Raw genomic sequence first — 19,355 nt, forward strand, 5'->3', positions numbered from 1 at the left:
TGAACCAAACTGAGTTAAACTCGACCGATAATTTTAGCTGGATTACCTGCGGCTTTTACCCCAGCCTCAATGCTTTGATTGACAAAGCTGTTAGCACCAACGACACAACCATCCCCTACGGTAATACCCTTAGATATAACTACATTAGGGCCGATATAACAGTTATTACCAATTCTGGTTTTCGCGTATTCATACTTCTCAGTACCACCAGAAGTTGCCCAATTAACACTATCATGAGTATAAATTTGGACATTAGCAGAGATAGAGCAATTAGAACCAATTTCAAGTCCACCACTACCATCAAGCATGACGTTAGGACCTATCCATGTTGAATTTCCAACTGACACATCTCCTAATACAGTAGCACTATCATAAATACTAGATTTATCCCCAAAACCAAGGGCTGCTGCTCTTTGCCATCTATCAACAAAATATTCAGACATCGGAAGAGAACGATTGTATTTACGCAGTTTATTGTCGTGTAACTCTTCAATAATTCTTAAAAAGCGCTTCAACAACTCGACCTGCTCAGGACTTGAACAGGTTTCCAATAGTTCCGATACAATCCGGTTATCATCACTCACTTCAAAAATTTCCTACACCATTCCTCAACATTAAGGAGCGACCAGATCAGCAACCGCCTATTTAACTCACCGGACAAATGTTGATTGACCAACCTTTCAACTTCTTTTCTATCCATGAAGTCATAAATCATTGCATTACTATCTAGCAATTTAGCTCGAACATAATCGATGCTTTCACCTTTAAACCAAGATGCATCAGGAGAAGAAAATCCCTGCTTTTCTCTATTTGTCACCACTTCGGGAATATATTTCTGCATTGCCTTTCTTAAAAGCAGTTTGCCATCTTTTGTTCTTTGGAAGAACTTTTGAACTTCGTTCTCATCGACGCTAATAACTTTGTCTAAATTACCTAGCTTATGCTTTACGGGTACGCTCATGGCAAAATCGACAAGATCATTATCCATGAAAGGTACTCGTGACTCTAAGCTATGAGCCATACTTAATTTGTCTTCAACAACAAACAATCCATGAAGGAAAGTTTTAGCCTCAAAATATAGAGAATGATTAATATAGTCTTCCGGTTTGGTAAGATTATGCGCATGATGATGAAAGGTATCCCGCATAATATCTCTTGTCCAAACACCTTCAACATCTCCTTTAATAGGAGAAAATACTTTGTGAATGTCCTTGTTATCAATTAGTCGTTGCCAGAAAAGATAATACTTGTCGATATAATGCTCAAAATCATCGTTAACTACAGCTCGATAATATCTCCAAGGATAACCTGCGAAAAGCTCATCACCACCCGCACCAGAAAGAACAACTTTACCAAATTTGGAAGCTAATTTTGCTGCGTAAAAATTAGGGTAACTTTGGCCAACACGAGGCTCTTCTAGGTGCCATACCAAGTCGGACATACATCTTTCCATATCTCCAGCTTTAAGCACCATTTCATAGTGTTCAGTTCTAAACACATAAGACATATGTTCTGCTTTAGCACGCTCATCGAATGAGAGCTCCATTCCAGATGCAGAACTCATATCAAAACCAACAGTAAACGTTTTGATATAGGGTAGTTGTTGAGCGGCAAGTGCAGTAAGAGTACCAGAGTCCATTCCACCACTTAAATAAGAAGAAACTTCCACATCACTTACAAGTTGGCGGCTAACAGCTTGAACCATTAGTCGATCAAGCTCTTCAATGTATTCTTCTTCAGTCAAGGGTGTTTCTGGCTCAGAGAAATTGTAATCCCAGTATATTTCGATACGAGGAGCTTTATGTCTATTCGGACTTAAACGAAGAAATGAGCCAGCAGGTAAAATACTAACATCTTTATGTAAAGTTTGTTCAGTCAAGAAATTTTGAAATGTGAAGTACTCAATAAGAGCAGGCTTGTTCAATTCCGCGTTAGCATCGGGATGTGCCATGATAGCTTTTATTTCAGAACCGAATAGGAATGTGTTTCCCTGGGTACTATAGTAAACAGGCTTAACACCATATCTATCTCTGGCGATAAAGAGCTCTTGCTCAGCTCTGTCCCATATAGCCAGTGCAAACATTCCATTAAATTTGAGAAAAGCGTTTTCCCGCCATTCTCGAAACGCATTGAGCACAACCTCAGTATCAGTTTTTGATTTAAAACGATATCCTTTTGCCTCTAACTCAACGCGCAACTCTTTAAAGTTATAAATTTCACCATTATAAGATAATATGTATCGATTATCTTCCGACATCATCGGTTGATGGCCTGCGGGAGACAAATCAATGATTGCCAGCCGACGATGGCCAATACCGACATTATTTTCTATCCACTCACCTTCTCCATCAGGCCCTCTATGCCTGATAGCATCAGTCATCCTTTTTAATGCAATAGCCGATGATGGCTTATTATCAAGATGAATGACTCCCGCAATACCACACATTTATGCAAGCTCTCTCAAAACACGAACAACATATCGATAGTCTTCTTCACTCATTCTATTGTGCAAAGGAATTGCCATTGTGTTGTTATTGCAATCACGAGCTCCAGGATAGTCGTCTTCGTGAATATCAAACATCTCTTTATAGACATTCAGCATATGCACTGCATGAGTTCCAGGTCGAGTTGAAACACCTCGCTCTTGCAAAATCTCCATAATCTCATTTCGGCTCATAGGGGCTAGCTCAGGATCAACATAGGTCACAAATGACTGCCATCCATGTCGACCATTACTTGGTTCTCTCGGTAACTTTAACCAAGAAATATTAGCGAGCTCGTTCCTGTAAAACTCAGCCCACTTCGCGCGCTCTTCGATAAATGACTCAAGCTTTGGTAGCTGGATCAACCCAACAGAGCCTTGTAGATCAGTCATTCGATAATTAAAACCAACCATATTGAAATCAGGCAAAATATAAGGCTTAGGACCTTTATGACGCTGCTCTTCCGACATGGTGGCTCCGTGATTTCGCAACTGGTCCATCACAGTATTCAACTCGGTGTTGTTACTAGTAACCATTCCTCCTTCGCCCGTTGTAACAGACTTTCTCGGATGGAAAGAGAAAGAAGCCGCATCACCAAGCCCACCTGCATATGTTCCTTTATAAATGGCTCCGGCAGCACAAGCAGCATCTTCTAGAATCATAATGCCTTTGGGCAAGACCTTCTTGATCTCGTCCATATCTGCGCATAAGCCAAAAAGATGTACAGGTATAATAGCTTTCGTTTTATCCGTAATCTTATCTGCTATCTTTGTTGGATCAATGTTAAATGTGTCACGACATACATCAACAAAAACTGGTTTTGCTCCAAGGTGTGCTACAACATTGGCCGTCGCCACCCAAGTGAAAGCAGGAACTAATACCTCATCTCCAGGGCCGATACCCATTGCGGCTAACGCCAAATGGAGTCCAGTAGTACATGACGTAACTGCCAAGGCATGTTCGACCTGATGCATCTCGGCAAATAGCTTCTCAAACTCACTGACCTTCGGCCCTTGAGTTAACCATCCACTCATAATAGATTCTTTGATGGCGAGCCATTCCTCTTCTCCCGTTACAGGCAAAGCTATGGCAATATTTCTCTTTTCCATAATAGTGCCCCTTAATCTTTCTCTCGCCACGCAATCAAATTAAGCAACCCTTCTCTTAAAGAATCTTTATATTCAAAAGCAAGATCCCTTTTGGCTTTTTCTGGGCATCCAATACGATTTTGAACTAAACGACGAGCATCTTCTGGAGCATAAGGTTTATAAGTTACCTCTAGATCTGATTGTTTAAGATCCAAAATCAAATCACATAATTCTCTAATGCTTGTTTGAACGCCAGTGCCGACATTATAAAACTCATCGGTTACGGTTGCTTGCATCGCGAGAACATTGCTTCTAGCAACATCCTGAACAGAAACAAAATCATATGCCTGAGAACCGTCTCCATTAATCGTGGGAGATTCATTAGCGTCAATTTTGTTCAACATAATAGGTACAACACCAGTATAAGCTGCGGTTTGATCTTGATGCGGACCGTATACATTCATGTAACGCAGCCCTACATAATCTAAACCAAATCGATCATGAGTTGCACGACACATTGCTTCGCCTGCAATTTTCGTTGCGCCATAAAAGTTTTTGTTATTAAAAGGATGCTCTTCTGTCATAGGAACATTAACTGCATCACCATAAACAGATGCTGAAGATGAATAAACAAGTCTCTCAATATTATTTTTAACACAAGCCTCTAACACATTGTACGTACCCTGAATATTTACATCAAAGGCAGTTCTCGGATAATCCTTACAATGCAGCAACCACATAGCAGCTAAATGAAAAACACCATCCATACCATTCATGGCATCATTAAGAATATCTATTTCTCGTACATCACCACCATGGGGATACAGTGAGCAACGGCTATCTTTTAAGTATTCCTCAATATATTCTCGTTTACCTCGAGCAAAGTTATCATAGATAACAACTTCGGCGACATCAGTCTTAAGTAATTCAGCAACAACATGGCTGCCAATAAAACCAGCGCCGCCGATCACCAGCATTTTCTTTCCAGATAAGTTCATATTAAATGCTCCAAATTCTAACTATCTAATTCATTAACAATATAATCTGCCACGGCAAAAGAGCTAGTAAAGGCTGGCGAGATTGAATTTAATACATGTAAGGACTTTTTACCTCTTTCAAGTAAAAAATCCATTTCAAGTTTGTTTTTCTTCGTATTAATTAATTGGGGACGAATACCAACCTTAGGCGTTTTCTCAATCCAGTCAGGCTTTAGTTCGTCGATAAGTAAAGCAGCAGAATCAAGAAACCCGCTTTTCGATAAATGAGGTAGTTCTTTGTGAACCAATCGCCTAAAATTTTGTACGTTCTTCATATACAACATGGATAAGTGCCATAAAACAGAAGCAGACTCTCCTAACGAAACTCCTCCTAGGAGAGAATAGTTCTCTCGGCCTAAAGCGGGTATTGCGGTTGGGCCAATGTATACATCTCCAGTAATAACTCGAGTGAAATGAATGCCTAAAAATGGAAGCTCGGGATCAGGAACAGGATATATACTACCTTTCACTCGAAAAGCATGCTCACTTGACAATTTATAGTACAGCCCCTTAAAGGGTACTAACTTATATTCATCTCCAACACCAACCATCTTAGCAACTTTGTCAGCAAATGCTCCTGATGCATTGATAAGCTGATCGTAGTGATATGTATGATTATTCGTTGTAAGCTTGCCTACTGCATCATCAATAGATATCACTTCTTCTCCAAGAACTATCGAAACACCTCGGTCACTTAGTTCTTTTTTTAAAGAGTGAAGAACGGATACGCTGTCGATCACCGCTGTATCTTTGCAGTATATCCCTCCCCATTGCGATTTCGCGTGAGGTTCAATTTTACGAATACACTTTTCATCGAGTAATTCCGCAGAGATGCCATTAGCTTTCGCGTTATCCATTAATTTTGATAAACCGCGAGCATTATCCTCCGACCTAGCAACAATTACTTTGCCATCTTTTCTAACATCAATATTATTTTCCTGCGCATAATTGAATAGAGCATTAGCCCCTCTCCGGCAGAACTTTGCTTTAAGAGTTTCAGCAGGATAATAAATTCCTGTATGCAGAACTCCACTGTTTCTTCCACTTGCATGAACGCCTAGTGAGCTTTCCTTTTCTAGAATAAGAACTTTTACTTTAGGCCAGAGCATTAGAATTCGTCTAGCAATAGTTAGCCCAACAATACCTGCACCAACAATAACAAAATCGAACTTCAAACTATCTACTCCGCTAGCACACTGGTCACTTTATCAATTTCTTCATCACTCAAATAAGGATGCATGGGTAGACTGACTACCTGTTTTGCAAGAGCTTCCGCTTGAGGGCATTCAGCATTTTCCTTGCCCAAATGTTTAAAAGCTGTTTGCTCATGCATACATGTACGGTAATAAACCATGCTCGGAATATTGGCCACAGATAACTTATCAATCATTGCGTCTCTGCTGCTAACGGTCAACGTATATTGAGCCCATGAGCTAACCATTTCATCAGGCACTTGAGGCGTAGAATATAAAGAACTTAAAGCTAAGGTGTATTTATCGGCCACTTTGTTGCGTAATTTTATTTCTTCAGGAAATACTTGCAACTTTTCCAATAGTATTGCTGCCTGGATAGTATCTAGGCGACTATTAACGCCAACTCGGACATTATCATACTTGTCACTTCCTTTTCCATGGACTCGCAATGATTTTACGATTGAGGCTAGCTCATCATTACTGGTAAATATTGCACCACCATCTCCATAGCAACCTAAAGGCTTCGCAGGGAAAAAGCTTGTTGTTGCAATATCTCCGAAACTTCCGGCTCTTTTGCCGTTAATCTCTCCACCGAACCCCTGAGCTGCATCCTCAATTAATAGCAGGTCATATTTTTCGATAATTTTCTGAAGCTCGGGATAATTAGCAGGTAAACCAAAAAGATCCACCGCAATGACCGCTTTGGGAGTTAACTCCTCTTGCTCAAGGATGGTCTTTATTTTTTTATCCAAATCTTGGGGGCACATATTAAATGTAGACAGTTCTGAGTCAACAAAAACAGGGGTTGCACCGCACAGAGCAATGACTTCAGCAGTAGCAAAAAAAGTAAAAGTTGGACAAAAAACAGCATCTCCAGGCTTAACGCCAAGGGCCATCAAACTTAATTGCAATGCATCAGTACCATTTGCACAACCTATTGCGTATTTAGTTCCAGCAAATTCCGCTAATCTCTCTTCTAACTCATAGACTTCAGGCCCCATTATGAAGCCGCCGTGACTGAGTACAGTCTTAATTCTATTGTCAATTTTTTCTTGCAGGGTTCGGTACTGAGCTTTCAAATCGATAAACTGCACTGTTACTCTCCAGTCTTAAATAAGTTGCCATCCTTAAGCTCATAAACAGAGTTGGTATTTTCGCAAACAACCTTTGCATTACCGCTGAGGGGCAAGTCTAGTTGTTGTCCATACTCACTCATCCAACCAATTTGTTTTGCAGGGACGCCAACCACTAACGCGTAAGGCTTAACATCTTTGTTAACAACAGCCCCAGCCCCTACAAAAGCATACTCACCTATTGTCGTCCCACAAACAATAGTGCAATTAGCCCCTAATGTAGCTCCTTTCTTAACAAGTGTATCTAAGTATTCATCTTTTCTCTCAATTCCTGAGCGAGGGTTATAGACATTAGTAAAGACCATACTAGGGCCGCAGAAAACTTCTTCTTCTAAGTGCACATTATCATAAACAGAAACGTTATTTTGAATCTTGCACTTATTTCCTATCGTAACTTTATTACCTACAAAAACATTTTGTCCAAGAGATACTTCTTCTCCAATTTTTGCGCCACCGCAAACATGAACAAAATGCCAAACTCTTGAGCGAGCTCCTATCACAGCCCCTTCATCAACGATTGCACTTTCATGCTTAAAATATTCTTGCATGTTAAATCACCTTTGCAACAAATGGATGGGCATCAGTTATAGAGGTATCAACAGAATGGTTACGAATTTGGCTAACAATCTCAATACTTCTTCTTGCTTCTTCTAATCCAAAGCCTTCACCAGACAAGATTTTTTCATAACTAGCAGTATGCAGATCTGTAAATCCACCCGAAAACTCGATTTCTTCGCCATCAATAGTAATGGAACGATATGTTCTTTGTCCTTGGGACTTCACTTGCTCAGGAATGTAGTCATAATTCACAGATAAGAACCATCGTACACGAGCATGTTTTAGCTCCAAATATCCGGCATTTACATCCTGCTTCTTGATATGTGAAGAACTCTGATTCACATCGCCAAATATCCACGCTAGCATATCAAAAAAGTGAACACCTATATTTGTCGCTATTCCCCCAGATTTCTGCTCTTCTCCCTTCCAAGAAGTGAAGTACCAGTGTCCTCTGCTGGTTAAATAGGTTAAATCAATGTCATACACTTTAGTTGGGTTTTGCTTTAGCTCTCTTTCCACATCTTCTTTTAACTTAACAATACTTGGGTGTAAGCGAAGCTGCAAAATATTATAGACTTGCCTTCCGGTTTCTTCTTGAACTACTTTCAATGCATCAATATTGTGAGGATTTAAAACAAGAGGCTTTTCACAAATAGCATTAGCACCGTGCCGCAAAGCGAATCTTATATGAGAGTCATGTAAATAATTTGGAGAAGCAATACTAGCATAATCAATACTGACTCCACTGCGTTTTAACAGGTCTACATGCCTATCGAATCTTTCATATTCAACAAAAAAGTCTGCATTAGGGAAGTAACTATCAATAACACCAACGGAGTCATTTTTATCCAAGGCAGCAACGAGGTTGTTTCCCGTTTCCTTTATTGCCTTCATGTGTCTCGGAGCTATATAACCAGCGGCCCCGATCATTACAAAGTTAGACATAATTCCTCGATATGATTTTTATTAAGTATTAAGGTTATTTTTTTTAAACAAAAACCTGATAACTAATACGAAAATTCCCAGCGTAGCCCCTAGAATAGTTATTGATACGCAGAGTAAGGCTCTTTTGGGTTTTGATTTTTGTTCTGCTTCTTTTGCTTCGCTTAATATTTTGAAAACATATTCTTCACTTACTTCAGCTAGCATGAGCGTTTTGGTCTGTTCTTCAATTAATTGAAAGAATACCGTTTGCATTTCCCGAACACTTGTTTTCGGTATCTGCTCTTCTAAATATTTAATTTTTTTAGTTGCATCATGTTTATCCCTTTCTCTCATGAACTCATTAATTGATTTAATAAGTAGACTTGTCCACTCTTTAGCGACTTTAGGAGAAAAATACTCAACAGATAAATATATTAGCCCAGTTTTTTCGTCTTGTGATATTTCAATTAGCTGATTTAAGTTCTTGTATAACTTCCAACTGCTAGGCTCTTCGACATTCTCCTTCCAACGACTAGAGCCTATGTCATATAACTCATCATTAATTATCAGTTTATTAGTCTTTTTATCCCAGCCCTTTACTCCATATAGTTCTAATTGAATATTATTCTCAGTAATAAACTTTTCAAGAAAAGGCCATGTCTTAATTATTTGCATAGCAAATATGGCTTTATTCTCGGAGTTTCCACCAAGATTAATACCAGCAATCGATGCAAGTCCACCAAACTGACCGGATAGTTTAGACAATGAAGCTGAATTAGAAGACGGTGCCAAAATTGCAGTTGATTTGTATATGTTAGGTAACGACAATGCGTAAAAAACTGAAAGCCCCGCAGAAACTAAAGTTACGACCAAAATGATCCAAGATTTTTTTCTAATATAAGAAAGCAGCTCCCAAATATTAATGTCGTCTCTTTCTCTTAGAGACAATCCTTCAGGCTCGACTTTTTTAGCACCAAGTGCCTTGATTTTCTCTTCAGTTTTATCTGTAGAAATATAGCTCATAGATTTCTCTTAAAATGAATAGACCCAGTTCAAACCATAAGAAACACTATCAAAAGAACCTAACTTAGATTTAATATCTTTATCTCGATAGGCAAAGCCTAGTTCAACTTGGCCATAATCAGAATTATCTAACACCCATAACAATTTCAAACTATTGAAATCTATCTTATCAGCAACCAATGAATGCCCACCTGGCTCAGATAAATTGTTAGCATCTCGATTTAATTTTGAGTTTGAAATTGCTAGCTTAAACTTGCCATACTTATCCGTTTGATATATTCCAGTAACACTAACATTGGTAGAGTCATTATCAAAACTACTACCGATAGAACGTCGATTAAATCGATATCCATGATTATAAATAGAGTGTTCATAAAGAACGTTATAACCAGTAAAAGGCTGCCCCTCAATATTCCCATCGCCATCAACTTTTGTATCGCTTGCTTCAATATTAATAGTCAGAGGCAACTCGTCAATGAATGTTCTTAAAGACAATCCATAAATAAATGATTTTTTAGTAGGAAAATAACCGGCTTCATCTTCTCCAATCATTTGCATATAAATGTTTGACAAAGGCCCTAAATGAGCTTGCCACAATAGATCTATCCCAGCCAATTGATTCCCAGGTTCTCTACTATTGTCACTACAACTAAGATCACCTTCATCACAGTTATCTAAACCAATAAGCATATCTATCAGAGAATTAAAATCTTCAGGTCTACCATCTCCCCCCCACTGAGCAGTTCTTCTGAAGCCAACTTCGATCGATTCGAGAGGTTTAAATGTCAGAGACATTCCTAATAACTTTGCATCACTAATTGTTCTACTGTCATTAAGTTGGCCAACAAAAGCGTTCATGGTCCAAGGTCCAACCCAGCTCAGAATAGGAGTTTCAAAAGGATCACTATAATTACGCTGTAAAAGGATGCCAGGTACTGGTCTAGCATTATTCGATAATATAAGCGACGAATTCCAACTTGGCCCCCACCATTTCTCAATATAACCTCCAGCTATTACCCAGTTTCCGATGACTCCAGCTAAATACGAACCATCAAAATGCTTGTCATCATCGTCTATGGAATTAGGAGCGAAAGTTACTTCAACATTCCACGCATAGTGCTGTCCCATACCATCTGATTGAGTGGAAAGTTCAGATTTATTTCTTGATTTATCACCAAAACTTCGAAAAAGTTGAGTTTCATCCGACATTAATGACGCTCGAATACTTTTATTGACTTTTCCAAGTCTTGTTTCGTGACGCCCTCTCTTTAGTACTCTTAAGTAAGCAGATTTATAGGCATTTGGCACCTCAGCCAGTTTCGTTGAACTCAAATCTTTAATAATAGGAGCCCACATAAGAGGCCACGTTGTAATCGGACTTTTAATAATTCCAATACTAGCTAACTGCTCTATATCAGCACGCAGCCAAAACTCATCTGTTTTAATCCATGGTTCAGCACTTACGGCTGAACTCATTAAAAAAATGACAGCAAAATAAACTTGCCTCACAGTCACCACTCCCCCTTTTCTATAGAGATTTAACTGCTGCAGCCCCCAGGGCCAACTGATATATAACCTGACTAACCTGAGTCCATAAGCTCAAGCTGTCAACACTATCAACATCTAGCGGTACTACGATAGTATCCCCTGGTTCAATAGAAACTCCCTGCGCAGAAATCCACCCGGATTTGTTTGGTAACACAACAGAGCCATCAGCTTTTACTATATAGATTCTTGAGTCATCAGCCTTTTCTGTTTCACCACCACTTCTTTCTATGTAGTCTTCAAAGCTTAAATACGGATCAAACAAATGTGATGCAGGATGTTGAACTTCTCCAACTACACTCACTTCTTGTCTGAAGGCTGGTATTACTATCTTATCTCCATCCTTTAAAGTAACATCTTGAGATTTACTAGAAAGAATTGCTTTCATGTCAATAACAAGTCGTCCAAGAGCCTCAGTATTCTCTAGAGACTCAAATAGCTTCTCTAAACTACCGACATTCGCAGATTGGCCTATATTTTGTTTCTCTAACTGTGTATTAGCTATATCTGATTTCAATTTTGCTCTTAGATCCTGTAGTTGCTTTTCTTCTCTTTCTTTTAGCTCTTCTCTAGTAAAAACAACAGCATCCACATGTGCATACTCAGAAAATCCTCCAACTCTTTTCATTAACTGTTTTAGTGTTTCACCTCTTTTTATTCTGTATTCACCGGGAAACAAAACTTCTCCTTTCACCTCTACAGTTGCAAACTGCCTGTAATCAGGTTTTTGCCAAATGTTTATGGAGTCCCAAGACTGCAAGCTAATATCGGATGTTCTTTGTCCATCAAAGGACAGAGAAATGTGCTCTACAGATACCGATTGCGAAGGATGTTGTTGCAGCCGTGTAATTTCGCCTCCCAGAGTATAGGCAGATTCAGTTAGACCTCCAGAAAGTTCAATAAGGTCTTCTAGAGACATATCGTTTGCCAACGGGTATGCTCCAGGAAATTTAACTTGCCCAGAGATGGAAACTACTTTCGAAACAGAATCTAAACTAGCTTGTTTTTCTAGTTGTTCTTTTAAATTTTCTAATTTTTCGTTTCTATCATCTTCGTCAAAACTTAGCACAAGCAGCTTGTCTTGATTTTCAAGCACTAAGTCATATTCATCTTGTGGAAATTGGAGAGCTTTCTCTATATTAACCAACTCAATACTCAATTCTTGAGAAGGGAAACTTTGTCGAACTAGTATCGCACTATTAAGTTGAGCAAAGGGCTTTAGCTCATGCAATGAACGAACTAAATTACTTATACGCAAGCCCTTTTTCCATGCAATTGATTTAGGCCTATGAACATGGCCGGAAAGGGTTACTACATTTTTTAAGTCATCGATTGTTTCTTCAAGTGTGATTTTATCCCCGTCTCGAACTTTGAAGTTTTTCCCCTCTTCAATGGACATGTTTGCAACCAAGGAAGTTATAAAACCACTCTTTGTGATTCGAGTGATATTTGTTTCAGGAAGGAAAGCTTCTGGCTTCGCACCACCAGCAAGAGCGATAACATCTTCTAATCTATCTTCATCAGCAAGTTCATAAATTGCGGGCCTTCTAATGGCTCCAGAAATCGAGACGGTTGTACCTACAGGTTCGATGTAAATAACATCTCCAGGTAACAAGCGAGTATCTGCAGATGTATCGCCTTTTAGCAACAGGTCATAAAGGTCTAACGTAGCAACAGTTTGACCTTGTCGTTTGAGGTGAATATTTCTAAGCGAGCCGATTTCTTTAATACCACCACTGACAAATAGTGCGTTGGTAATGGTGGACAATGAAGAAACAGTATACGCTCCAGGACGATACGCCTCTCCCAGTACAAAAATTTGCATTGAGCGAAGTTCCCCTAGATTAATATCAGCGTTTACACCAATCATTTGTTCTCGAACTCGCTTTAACAATAATTGCTTAAGTTGTTCATACTCCAAACCAGCAACAGAAATTGGGCCAAGCTCCGGAAATTGAATATTGCCACTTCGATCAACTAACAATTGATAAGAGCTACTACTTTTACCAAATAGCTGAATATTAATAGTATCTCCAGGTCCAATGACATAGTTGGCTGGCACAGGAATGTTAGTAACAGGAGCAAATGTTGTAGGGACTCCTTCGAATAACTCATACCCAAAGGGCTTTAGTTTATCTACGTACTTCTCTTTAGTCTTCTCAAGCTCCTCCTTTGGATCGGAATTGATTTCCTTTTTATCCAAAGGCTCTTTGTCATTCTCAAAAATATCTGTCTTGCGAGAACGAGCTGGTCTCCGTTTAATGAGTTCTGGCTCCTTCAAACTATCCTTATCTTTTGATGTAAGAGATTCAAGTCCCGAACACAATTCATCCAAGTCGTAGCCAACAGCCTTAGCAGCCTGCTTTTGTTGTGCGGTTGCCTTAGCACACTGTTGCTTCAACTTATTAATATCGAGTTCTGCGGCTTCCAAGCCAGCAAAAGAGAAAATGACGGAAAAAAGAAAAAATAAACGCCCTAACATATCAATAGACAATCCTGAGTTATTTTATTGACTTTTTGCACGCTACCGCCCCTGAATTCAGGCTTCCAGCGTGCCTCAAGAAAAACAATATTTAAAGATTAACTAAATAACGACGCCGCTATTCTAATGAATGTACCTAGACATTGAAACACCGGGCACTAAATAGTTTTGTCACAAACCTGTTACAGATTAACTAACCACCAAGTCTTGAATATCCACCTGCAATCGTTGGGTTTTTCCCAAAACCTCAAGCAGGACATAAGCCCTAGAATCACCATCCGAGATTTCAAAAGCTGCTTGAAGTCCTGAAAACGCTCCACCAATCAAAAGAACGGCTTGGCCCTTTTGAGGAACTTGAGAAATTCTTTGACGAGAACTATATAAAGTAGACGTTTGACGGAGCTGTTCGATGACCTTGACGGGGATACTCGCTGGCTGTCCACCAAAGCGAACAAAATCTTTCAACCCTCGAGTTGATCGAATTTTGCCCCATAATGGATTATCTTCTTCTAACCGAATGAATACATAGCCAGGAAAAAGCGGTTCGACGACCACTCGAATTTTGCCTTTAACAACCTTTTCTACCTCCACTTCAGGGAGAAAAGCTTCAATCTCCTGATTGAGCAAATTTTCCAATGCTCGAGATTCCTGCTTTGGCTTGCAGGTGGCTAAGTACCAATGGTTCAAAGACAAATCCCCTAAAATAGTTTCAATCAACCTTTTTTGTGGTTTTAAAAAAGCTATTATTTTTGTTTTCTAGCTCAGCTATCAAGTGATTAATACTCACCTTTAACTGTTCAGAATACCAATTTCGCTTCATTTTACTATAACGAATGCCTTGGACTCTAATATCCTGTAGCAGCCATTTTTGTTCTTTATTAACAACTTTTAAATCAATAGGAAATGAAGGCAGATAATCAATCTCCACGAGAACCCGCAACCAACCTCGTGTCTTTTTTTCATTTAGGGTAACGCTACTCACCCGAATAGGTTGACCCTGGTAGTAAGCTAATGCTTCTAGAAAATAACGAGTGAGTGTGGTCTCAAAGGCTTTTTTAAGCTTATTTTGATTGCCAGGCTCTAGATCATCCCATTTAGCGCGACCAATCAAGAGTACCAGAGATCCTTCCACATCCCAATGTTTCAGTATGTTGTTCTCAACGATAGGGATAGCGACAGAATGAGAGCGCTTAGGCAACTTAATATAAGCAGCTAATTCGCTTTCCAAACCAGAGAGCATTTTGCTGAAATAGGATTCCACACTCGCTTCTTGAGAAGCACTGGAACAGGAATAAATAAGAATAAAAAAGGCTAAAAAGACTCGTAATATCATAGGAACCAAATAAACTTCACTGTTTAAAAAACCTAAATAGTTTATTTGGTAGGCGCGATTGGATTCGAACCAACGACCCCCACCATGTCAAGGTGGTGCTCTAACCAACTGAGCTACGCGCCTTCTTCGATATGACCTCGAAAAGTGGCGCGTATCTTACCCCCTAAAATTTATTAATGCAACTATTAAAGTTTATTTAATTATTAAAACGCTTCGACTTATGACGCATATCCATCTGGATTGCCAGACTGCCAACGCCAGGCATCAACTAACATATCGTCTAGTTGGAGTTGTGCGGACCAATTTAGTTCCGCTTTAGCCAATGACGCATCAGCCCAACACTCAGCAATGTCTCCAGGTCGCCGCTCTGTAACTTCATAAGGGACTTTTTCATCAGTTACCCTCTCGAAGGTCATTACTATCTCTAATACTGAGTAGCCTTGCCCTGTCCCAAGGTTGTACTTGCGTAGACCCGTCAAACGCTCAAGCTTTTCTGTTGCTTTGAGATGGGCATTCGCCAAATCCACGACATGAATATAATCGCGAACCCCGGTTCCGTCCTTGGTGGAGTAGTCATTACCAAAGATACTCAAGTGGGTTCTTTTTCCTACTGCGACTTGAGTCACAAAAGGCAGAAGGTTATTAGGAATACCTTTCGGATCTTCCCCAATCAACCCAGAAGGATGGGCGCCGATGGGATTAAAGTAGCGCAATAGAACGATGTGCCATTCAGGATCGGACTGATGCAGATCTGACAGCATGTGTTCGATAAATAACTTGGTACGGCCATAAGGGTTCGTTGCACTGGTTGGAAATTGCTCAGTAATAGGTACACTGGCGGGGTCGCCATACACGGTGGCAGATGAACTAAACACGATTCTCTTACAACCCGACTTGGCCATTACCTGACACAATACTAAGGTGCCATAAATATTCTGCTCGTAGTACTCTAACGGTATCTGTGAAGACTCTCCCACCGCCTTTAATCCAGCAAAATGAATGACAGCAGAAACTTTGTGTTTATTAAAAATATCAGTTAACGCTTGTTCATCACGAATATCAGCTTGGTAGAAAGTTGGCATCTTTCCTGTAATTTGCTCAACTCGTTGCAGTACAGCTTTACTTGAGTTGCTCAAATTATCAACAATAACGACGTTGTAATTTGACTCTAGTAACTGAACAACTGTGTGGCTTCCAATATAACCCGTCCCACCTGTTACTAATATCGTTTCCAAAAGACTATCCTCTGTTTAATGGTCGCTTTAGCAGCGCTAAGATTTATAAGCATTATCTCTCATTCTCTGAATTTGATCTCGAATTTTTGCTGCATCCTCAAAATTCAGATTCTTAGCGCACTCTATCATTTCTTTTTCTAGCTGCTTGATTTCTTTCTCTATAGCTGCAGGATCAGCAGCATAGGTTGCAGCTGGCTCTGCTACCTTATTCTTCTTGCGAGAAGCGGCTTTCTTATCGCCTCCCACTTCCATCACATCAGAAATATTTCGTCTTACACTACGCGGTTCAATGCCGTGCTTTTTATTAAACTCCGCTTGAACACTGCGTCGGCGATTCGTTTCGTCCATCGCTTTGCGCATGGACTGCGTCACCTTATCAGCGTATAAAATGGCTTTCCCTTGTAAATTACGAGCCGCTCGCCCGATGGTCTGGATCAGTGATCGCTCTGAACGCAAGAAACCTTCTTTATCAGCATCGAGTATCGCTACCAACGAAACCTCTGGCATATCTAACCCTTCTCGTAGTAGGTTGATACCAACAAGCACATCAAACTCACCGAGTCGTAAGTCACGAATAATTTCCATACGCTCAACCGTATCAATATCTGAGTGCAAATATCGGACTCTCACACCATGCTCGTCAAGATAGTCGGTCAAATCTTCTGACATCCGCTTTGTCAGCGTCGTTACCAACACCCTTTCATCTTCCGCTACGCGCAATCGTATTTCGGATAATAGGTCATCCACCTGAGTATGTACTGGCCGCACTTCTAATTCAGGGTCAAGCAAACCAGTGGGGCGAACCACCTGTTCAACGGTTTGATCTGTATGCTCCATCTCATAAGGGCCAGGCGTCGCAGAAATATAAATACACTGGGGAACCAAACGCTCAAACTCATCAAATTTGAGCGGACGATTATCCAAAGCTGAGGGTAATCGAAAACCGTATTCCACCAGGTTTTCTTTACGAGCGCGATCCCCTTTAAACATGCCACCAACCTGAGGCACAGTCACATGGGATTCATCAATCACCATCAAAGCATCAGGGGGTAGATAATCAATTAACGTTGGCGGCGGCTCTCCAGGAGCACGACCAGACAGATAGCGCGAATAGTTTTCAATACCAGAGCAATATCCAAGCTCTACCATCATTTCAACATCAAACTTAACGCGCTGCTCAAGCCGCTGAGCTTCGACCAGTCGATTTTCTTTTTCTAGGAAAGTTAGTCGCTGTGCCAGTTCTTCTTTAATGTCTTCGATAGCATCTAATACGGTTTGACGGCTGGTAACATAGTGACTTTTTGGATACACCGTATAACGAGTTAATCTCTTATATACCTCGCCCGTTAAAGGGTCGAACTGGCTGATCTGTTCAATTTCTTCATCAAATAGCTCGACACGAATCGCTTCTTTCTCAGACTCTGCGGGATATATATCAATGACATCGCCACGTACTCGATAAGTAGCCCGTTGCAACTCAGTATCATTTCGGGTGTATTGCAGTTCTGCTAGTTTTCGCAGCAACCCTCGCTGATCGATTTCATCCCCTTCTTTAATATGGAGAACCATCGAGTGAAACTTCTCTGGATCACCCAATCCATAAATGGCCGAAACTGAGGCAACAATGATGGCATCTTTGCGCTCTAATATCGCTCGCGTCGCTGACAAACGCATCTGCTCAATATGCTCATTAATGGACGCGTCTTTCTCAATAAATGTGTCGGTCGTTGGCACATAAGCTTCAGGCTGGTAATAATCGTAATAAGAGACAAAGTACTCAACAGCATTATCAGGAAAAAACTCCTTCATCTCGCCATAAAGCTGAGCTGCCAACGTCTTATTCGGTGCCATGATCAATGCTGGGCGGCCAGATTGGGCAATAACATTGGCCATAGTGTAGGTTTTTCCTGATCCAGTGACCCCTAGCAATACCTGATGTGCTAAACCATCTTCAAGCCCGCTCAATAATTCTTTTATCGCTTTTGGCTGATCACCAGCAGGAGGAAATGGCATATTAAGTTTAAATTCACTACTCATAAGTTTATTTTGACTCGAAAAAGCTTTTAGGGATGCTCCAATCAATATCCCTCATTCTAAAGAAATAAACCTTCCTTTTTAACCGTTCTAAGCATTTGTTGCGTAAATACTTTTAAAAATAGAGAAAAGTTAGATTCTAACACCAATCAATCTCTTCTCCTCGCATAGCAACAAACTCTCAAATACGTCCAATGTTTGGCCAACTTGAGTAGAATACGCCCAAAGCAGAACACTTATCCATCAAGAGGATAATTAATTTAAATTTTTTTAAATTTTCTGTTGACCGAGTCGAAGGGTTTCTATAATATTGCGCCCCGTTCCGGTAAGGAACAAAGCAATTCCCCCTTAGCTCAGTTGGTTAGAGCGACGGACTGTTAATCCGCAGGTCCCCCGTTCGAGTCGGGGAGGGGGAGCCAAATTAAGGTTGAAAAATCAACCGCTTAAAGCCCCTTTCAAAGGGGCTTTTTTGTTTCTATCGCTATAAAATCAGATATCAGCTCTCATTTCTTAATCGTTCAACATCCTTACAGCAAAGAAGTTTTATGTAGTAATATGGCTATTCAGGCTATTTGAGTAGAGACCTCAAAAGCTCATAATTTAAGCTTGCTGCATGTGCGATAAGCAGTACAACCACAAAAAGAGATTACCCGCTTCATGAGTAGTAACTTCACATTGAACATCCATACTCAAATATTGCGATATCACATCCCCTTGTTATTTACCCTCTGTATTTTTCTTACAGCCTACTTTCATTCAGAGCTCATTCATCAATTTAACTTTAATCGCTCGAAAATTATCGAGGGTGAGTGGTGGCGTCTCTTTTCTGCAAATCTACTCCATACCAATTGGAACCATGCGCTTTTGAATATCGCTGGGCTATGGATCATTTGGTATATCTACTGGGATATAGGTAATCGTTTGACTCAATGGGCATTTATTCTTATCCCAGTCCTTATTAATACTCTGCCCTTATTCCTGTTTGTTCCTCATATCGAGTGGTACGTAGGACTATCTGGTGCTTTGCATGGAACTATCGTAGCCTTTGGCATCGCCGATTTTAGAAACAGTAAGTTTTTATCTCTGGGTTTATTGGTAGGCGTGACAATAAAGTTGAGCTATGAAGTGATGATGGGCAGTTCAGAGTGGATTGAGAATTTTATTGGTGATGGCGTGGTCGTCGAAGCCCATGTCGCAGGAGCGTTATCGGGTATCATTGCAGGAATCGGCTATTTAATTCTGATACCAAAACTACAAACCGCTTCATCCAACTAGAGAATGAAGCGG

The 19,355-nt window shown here is 40.2% G+C and carries 16 protein-coding genes and 2 tRNA genes; 2 read left to right on the forward strand and 16 right to left on the reverse strand.

What is annotated here, in order from left to right; translation table 11 throughout:
* Window positions 1–14: 14 nt before the first annotated feature.
* From NH399_RS25835 to uvrB, 16 genes are all read right to left on the reverse strand, one after another.
* Window positions 15–584: an acyltransferase gene (locus tag NH399_RS25835; RefSeq protein WP_253037748.1), complete on the reverse strand. Its 570-nt coding sequence runs from the start codon at window positions 582–584 to the stop codon at window positions 15–17.
* Window positions 581–2,446 (reverse strand): asparagine synthase (glutamine-hydrolyzing), encoded by a 1,866-nt coding sequence (gene asnB, locus NH399_RS05760; protein WP_253037749.1) that lies wholly within the window; start codon window positions 2,444–2,446, stop codon window positions 581–583. Before asnB ends, NH399_RS25835 begins: the two co-directional genes overlap by 4 nt.
* The gene (locus NH399_RS05765; RefSeq protein ID WP_253037750.1) at window positions 2,447–3,592 is read right to left on the reverse strand and encodes a DegT/DnrJ/EryC1/StrS aminotransferase family protein; all 1,146 of its coding nucleotides are present in this window, start codon (window positions 3,590–3,592) and stop codon (window positions 2,447–2,449) included.
* A gap of 11 nt (window positions 3,593–3,603) precedes the next feature.
* Window positions 3,604–4,569 carry an NAD-dependent epimerase/dehydratase family protein gene (locus NH399_RS05770; RefSeq protein WP_253037751.1) on the reverse strand — a complete coding sequence of 322 codons (966 nt, stop codon included), beginning with the start codon at window positions 4,567–4,569 and terminating at the stop codon, window positions 3,604–3,606.
* A 17-nt stretch (window positions 4,570–4,586) separates the two neighbouring features.
* Window positions 4,587–5,783 carry an L-2-hydroxyglutarate oxidase gene (lhgO, locus tag NH399_RS05775; protein ID WP_253037752.1) on the reverse strand — a complete coding sequence of 399 codons (1,197 nt, stop codon included), beginning with the start codon at window positions 5,781–5,783 and terminating at the stop codon, window positions 4,587–4,589.
* A 5-nt stretch (window positions 5,784–5,788) separates the two neighbouring features.
* On the reverse strand, window positions 5,789–6,895 hold the full coding sequence (locus tag NH399_RS05780) for an aminotransferase class I/II-fold pyridoxal phosphate-dependent enzyme (protein ID WP_253037753.1): 1,107 nt from the start codon (window positions 6,893–6,895) through the stop codon (window positions 5,789–5,791).
* 2 nt (window positions 6,896–6,897) lie between these two features.
* On the reverse strand, window positions 6,898–7,482 hold the full coding sequence (locus NH399_RS05785; RefSeq protein WP_253037754.1) for an acyltransferase: 585 nt from the start codon (window positions 7,480–7,482) through the stop codon (window positions 6,898–6,900).
* A 1-nt stretch (window position 7,483) separates the two neighbouring features.
* Window positions 7,484–8,437, reverse strand: a complete 954-nt coding sequence (locus NH399_RS05790) for a Gfo/Idh/MocA family oxidoreductase (protein WP_253037755.1) — start codon at window positions 8,435–8,437, stop codon at window positions 7,484–7,486.
* 21 nt (window positions 8,438–8,458) lie between these two features.
* Window positions 8,459–9,439, reverse strand: coding sequence for a Wzz/FepE/Etk N-terminal domain-containing protein (locus tag NH399_RS05795; protein WP_253037756.1), 981 nt, complete (start codon window positions 9,437–9,439; stop codon window positions 8,459–8,461).
* Window positions 9,440–9,448: 9 nt separating this feature from the next.
* Window positions 9,449–10,948, reverse strand: a complete 1,500-nt coding sequence (locus tag NH399_RS05800) for a capsule assembly Wzi family protein (protein ID WP_253037757.1) — start codon at window positions 10,946–10,948, stop codon at window positions 9,449–9,451.
* A 19-nt stretch (window positions 10,949–10,967) separates the two neighbouring features.
* Window positions 10,968–13,466, reverse strand: a complete 2,499-nt coding sequence (locus NH399_RS05805; RefSeq protein ID WP_253037758.1) for an SLBB domain-containing protein — start codon at window positions 13,464–13,466, stop codon at window positions 10,968–10,970.
* 189 nt (window positions 13,467–13,655) lie between these two features.
* Window positions 13,656–14,183, reverse strand: a complete 528-nt coding sequence (gene rfaH, locus NH399_RS05810; protein WP_371876059.1) for a transcription/translation regulatory transformer protein RfaH — start codon at window positions 14,181–14,183, stop codon at window positions 13,656–13,658.
* Window positions 14,176–14,727, reverse strand: a complete 552-nt coding sequence (locus NH399_RS05815) for an ABC transporter substrate-binding protein (RefSeq protein ID WP_253037760.1) — start codon at window positions 14,725–14,727, stop codon at window positions 14,176–14,178. Before NH399_RS05815 ends, rfaH begins: the two co-directional genes overlap by 8 nt.
* Window positions 14,728–14,845: 118 nt before the next feature.
* Window positions 14,846–14,922, reverse strand: a tRNA-Val gene (locus NH399_RS05820).
* A gap of 95 nt (window positions 14,923–15,017) precedes the next feature.
* The gene (galE, locus tag NH399_RS05825; RefSeq protein ID WP_253037761.1) at window positions 15,018–16,034 is read right to left on the reverse strand and encodes a UDP-glucose 4-epimerase GalE; all 1,017 of its coding nucleotides are present in this window, start codon (window positions 16,032–16,034) and stop codon (window positions 15,018–15,020) included.
* Between the two features lie 36 nt (window positions 16,035–16,070).
* Window positions 16,071–18,071, reverse strand: a complete 2,001-nt coding sequence (gene uvrB, locus NH399_RS05830; protein ID WP_253037762.1) for an excinuclease ABC subunit UvrB — start codon at window positions 18,069–18,071, stop codon at window positions 16,071–16,073.
* A 339-nt stretch (window positions 18,072–18,410) separates the two neighbouring features.
* Between uvrB and NH399_RS05835 the strand changes: the two genes are divergently transcribed.
* A tRNA-Asn gene (locus NH399_RS05835) sits at window positions 18,411–18,487 on the forward strand.
* Window positions 18,488–18,725: 238 nt separating this feature from the next.
* Entirely contained in the window at window positions 18,726–19,343 is a 618-nt protein-coding gene (gene rrtA, locus NH399_RS05840) for a rhombosortase (protein ID WP_253037763.1), read from the forward strand.
* The last annotated feature ends 12 nt before the right edge of the window (window positions 19,344–19,355 follow it).

Origin of the sequence: Pleionea sp. CnH1-48, assembly GCF_024124665.1 — a bacterium.
In the GTDB taxonomy this organism is placed as follows: Bacteria; Pseudomonadota; Gammaproteobacteria; order Enterobacterales; family Kangiellaceae; genus JAMXSB01.

What these genes read in the sequence shown, in the direction of transcription:
- asnB (WP_253037749.1), bottom strand. Translation starts at nt 2,446, where the DNA reads ATGTGTGGTATTGCGGGAGTCATTCATCTTGATAATAAGCCATCATCG.
- NH399_RS05765 (WP_253037750.1), bottom strand. Translation starts at nt 3,592, where the DNA reads ATGGAAAAGAGAAATATTGCCATAGCTTTGCCTGTAACGGGAGAAGAG.
- NH399_RS05770 (WP_253037751.1), bottom strand. Translation starts at nt 4,569, where the DNA reads ATGAACTTATCTGGAAAGAAAATGCTGGTGATCGGCGGCGCTGGTTTT.
- NH399_RS05785 (WP_253037754.1), bottom strand. Translation starts at nt 7,482, where the DNA reads ATGCAAGAATATTTTAAGCATGAAAGTGCAATCGTTGATGAAGGGGCT.
- NH399_RS05790 (WP_253037755.1), bottom strand. Translation starts at nt 8,437, where the DNA reads ATGTCTAACTTTGTAATGATCGGGGCCGCTGGTTATATAGCTCCGAGA.
- NH399_RS05795 (WP_253037756.1), bottom strand. Translation starts at nt 9,439, where the DNA reads ATGAGCTATATTTCTACAGATAAAACTGAAGAGAAAATCAAGGCACTT.
- NH399_RS05805 (WP_253037758.1), bottom strand. Translation starts at nt 13,466, where the DNA reads ATGTTAGGGCGTTTATTTTTTCTTTTTTCCGTCATTTTCTCTTTTGCT.
- uvrB (WP_253037762.1), bottom strand. Translation starts at nt 18,071, where the DNA reads ATGAGTAGTGAATTTAAACTTAATATGCCATTTCCTCCTGCTGGTGAT.
- rrtA (WP_253037763.1), top strand. Translation starts at nt 18,726, where the DNA reads ATGAGTAGTAACTTCACATTGAACATCCATACTCAAATATTGCGATAT.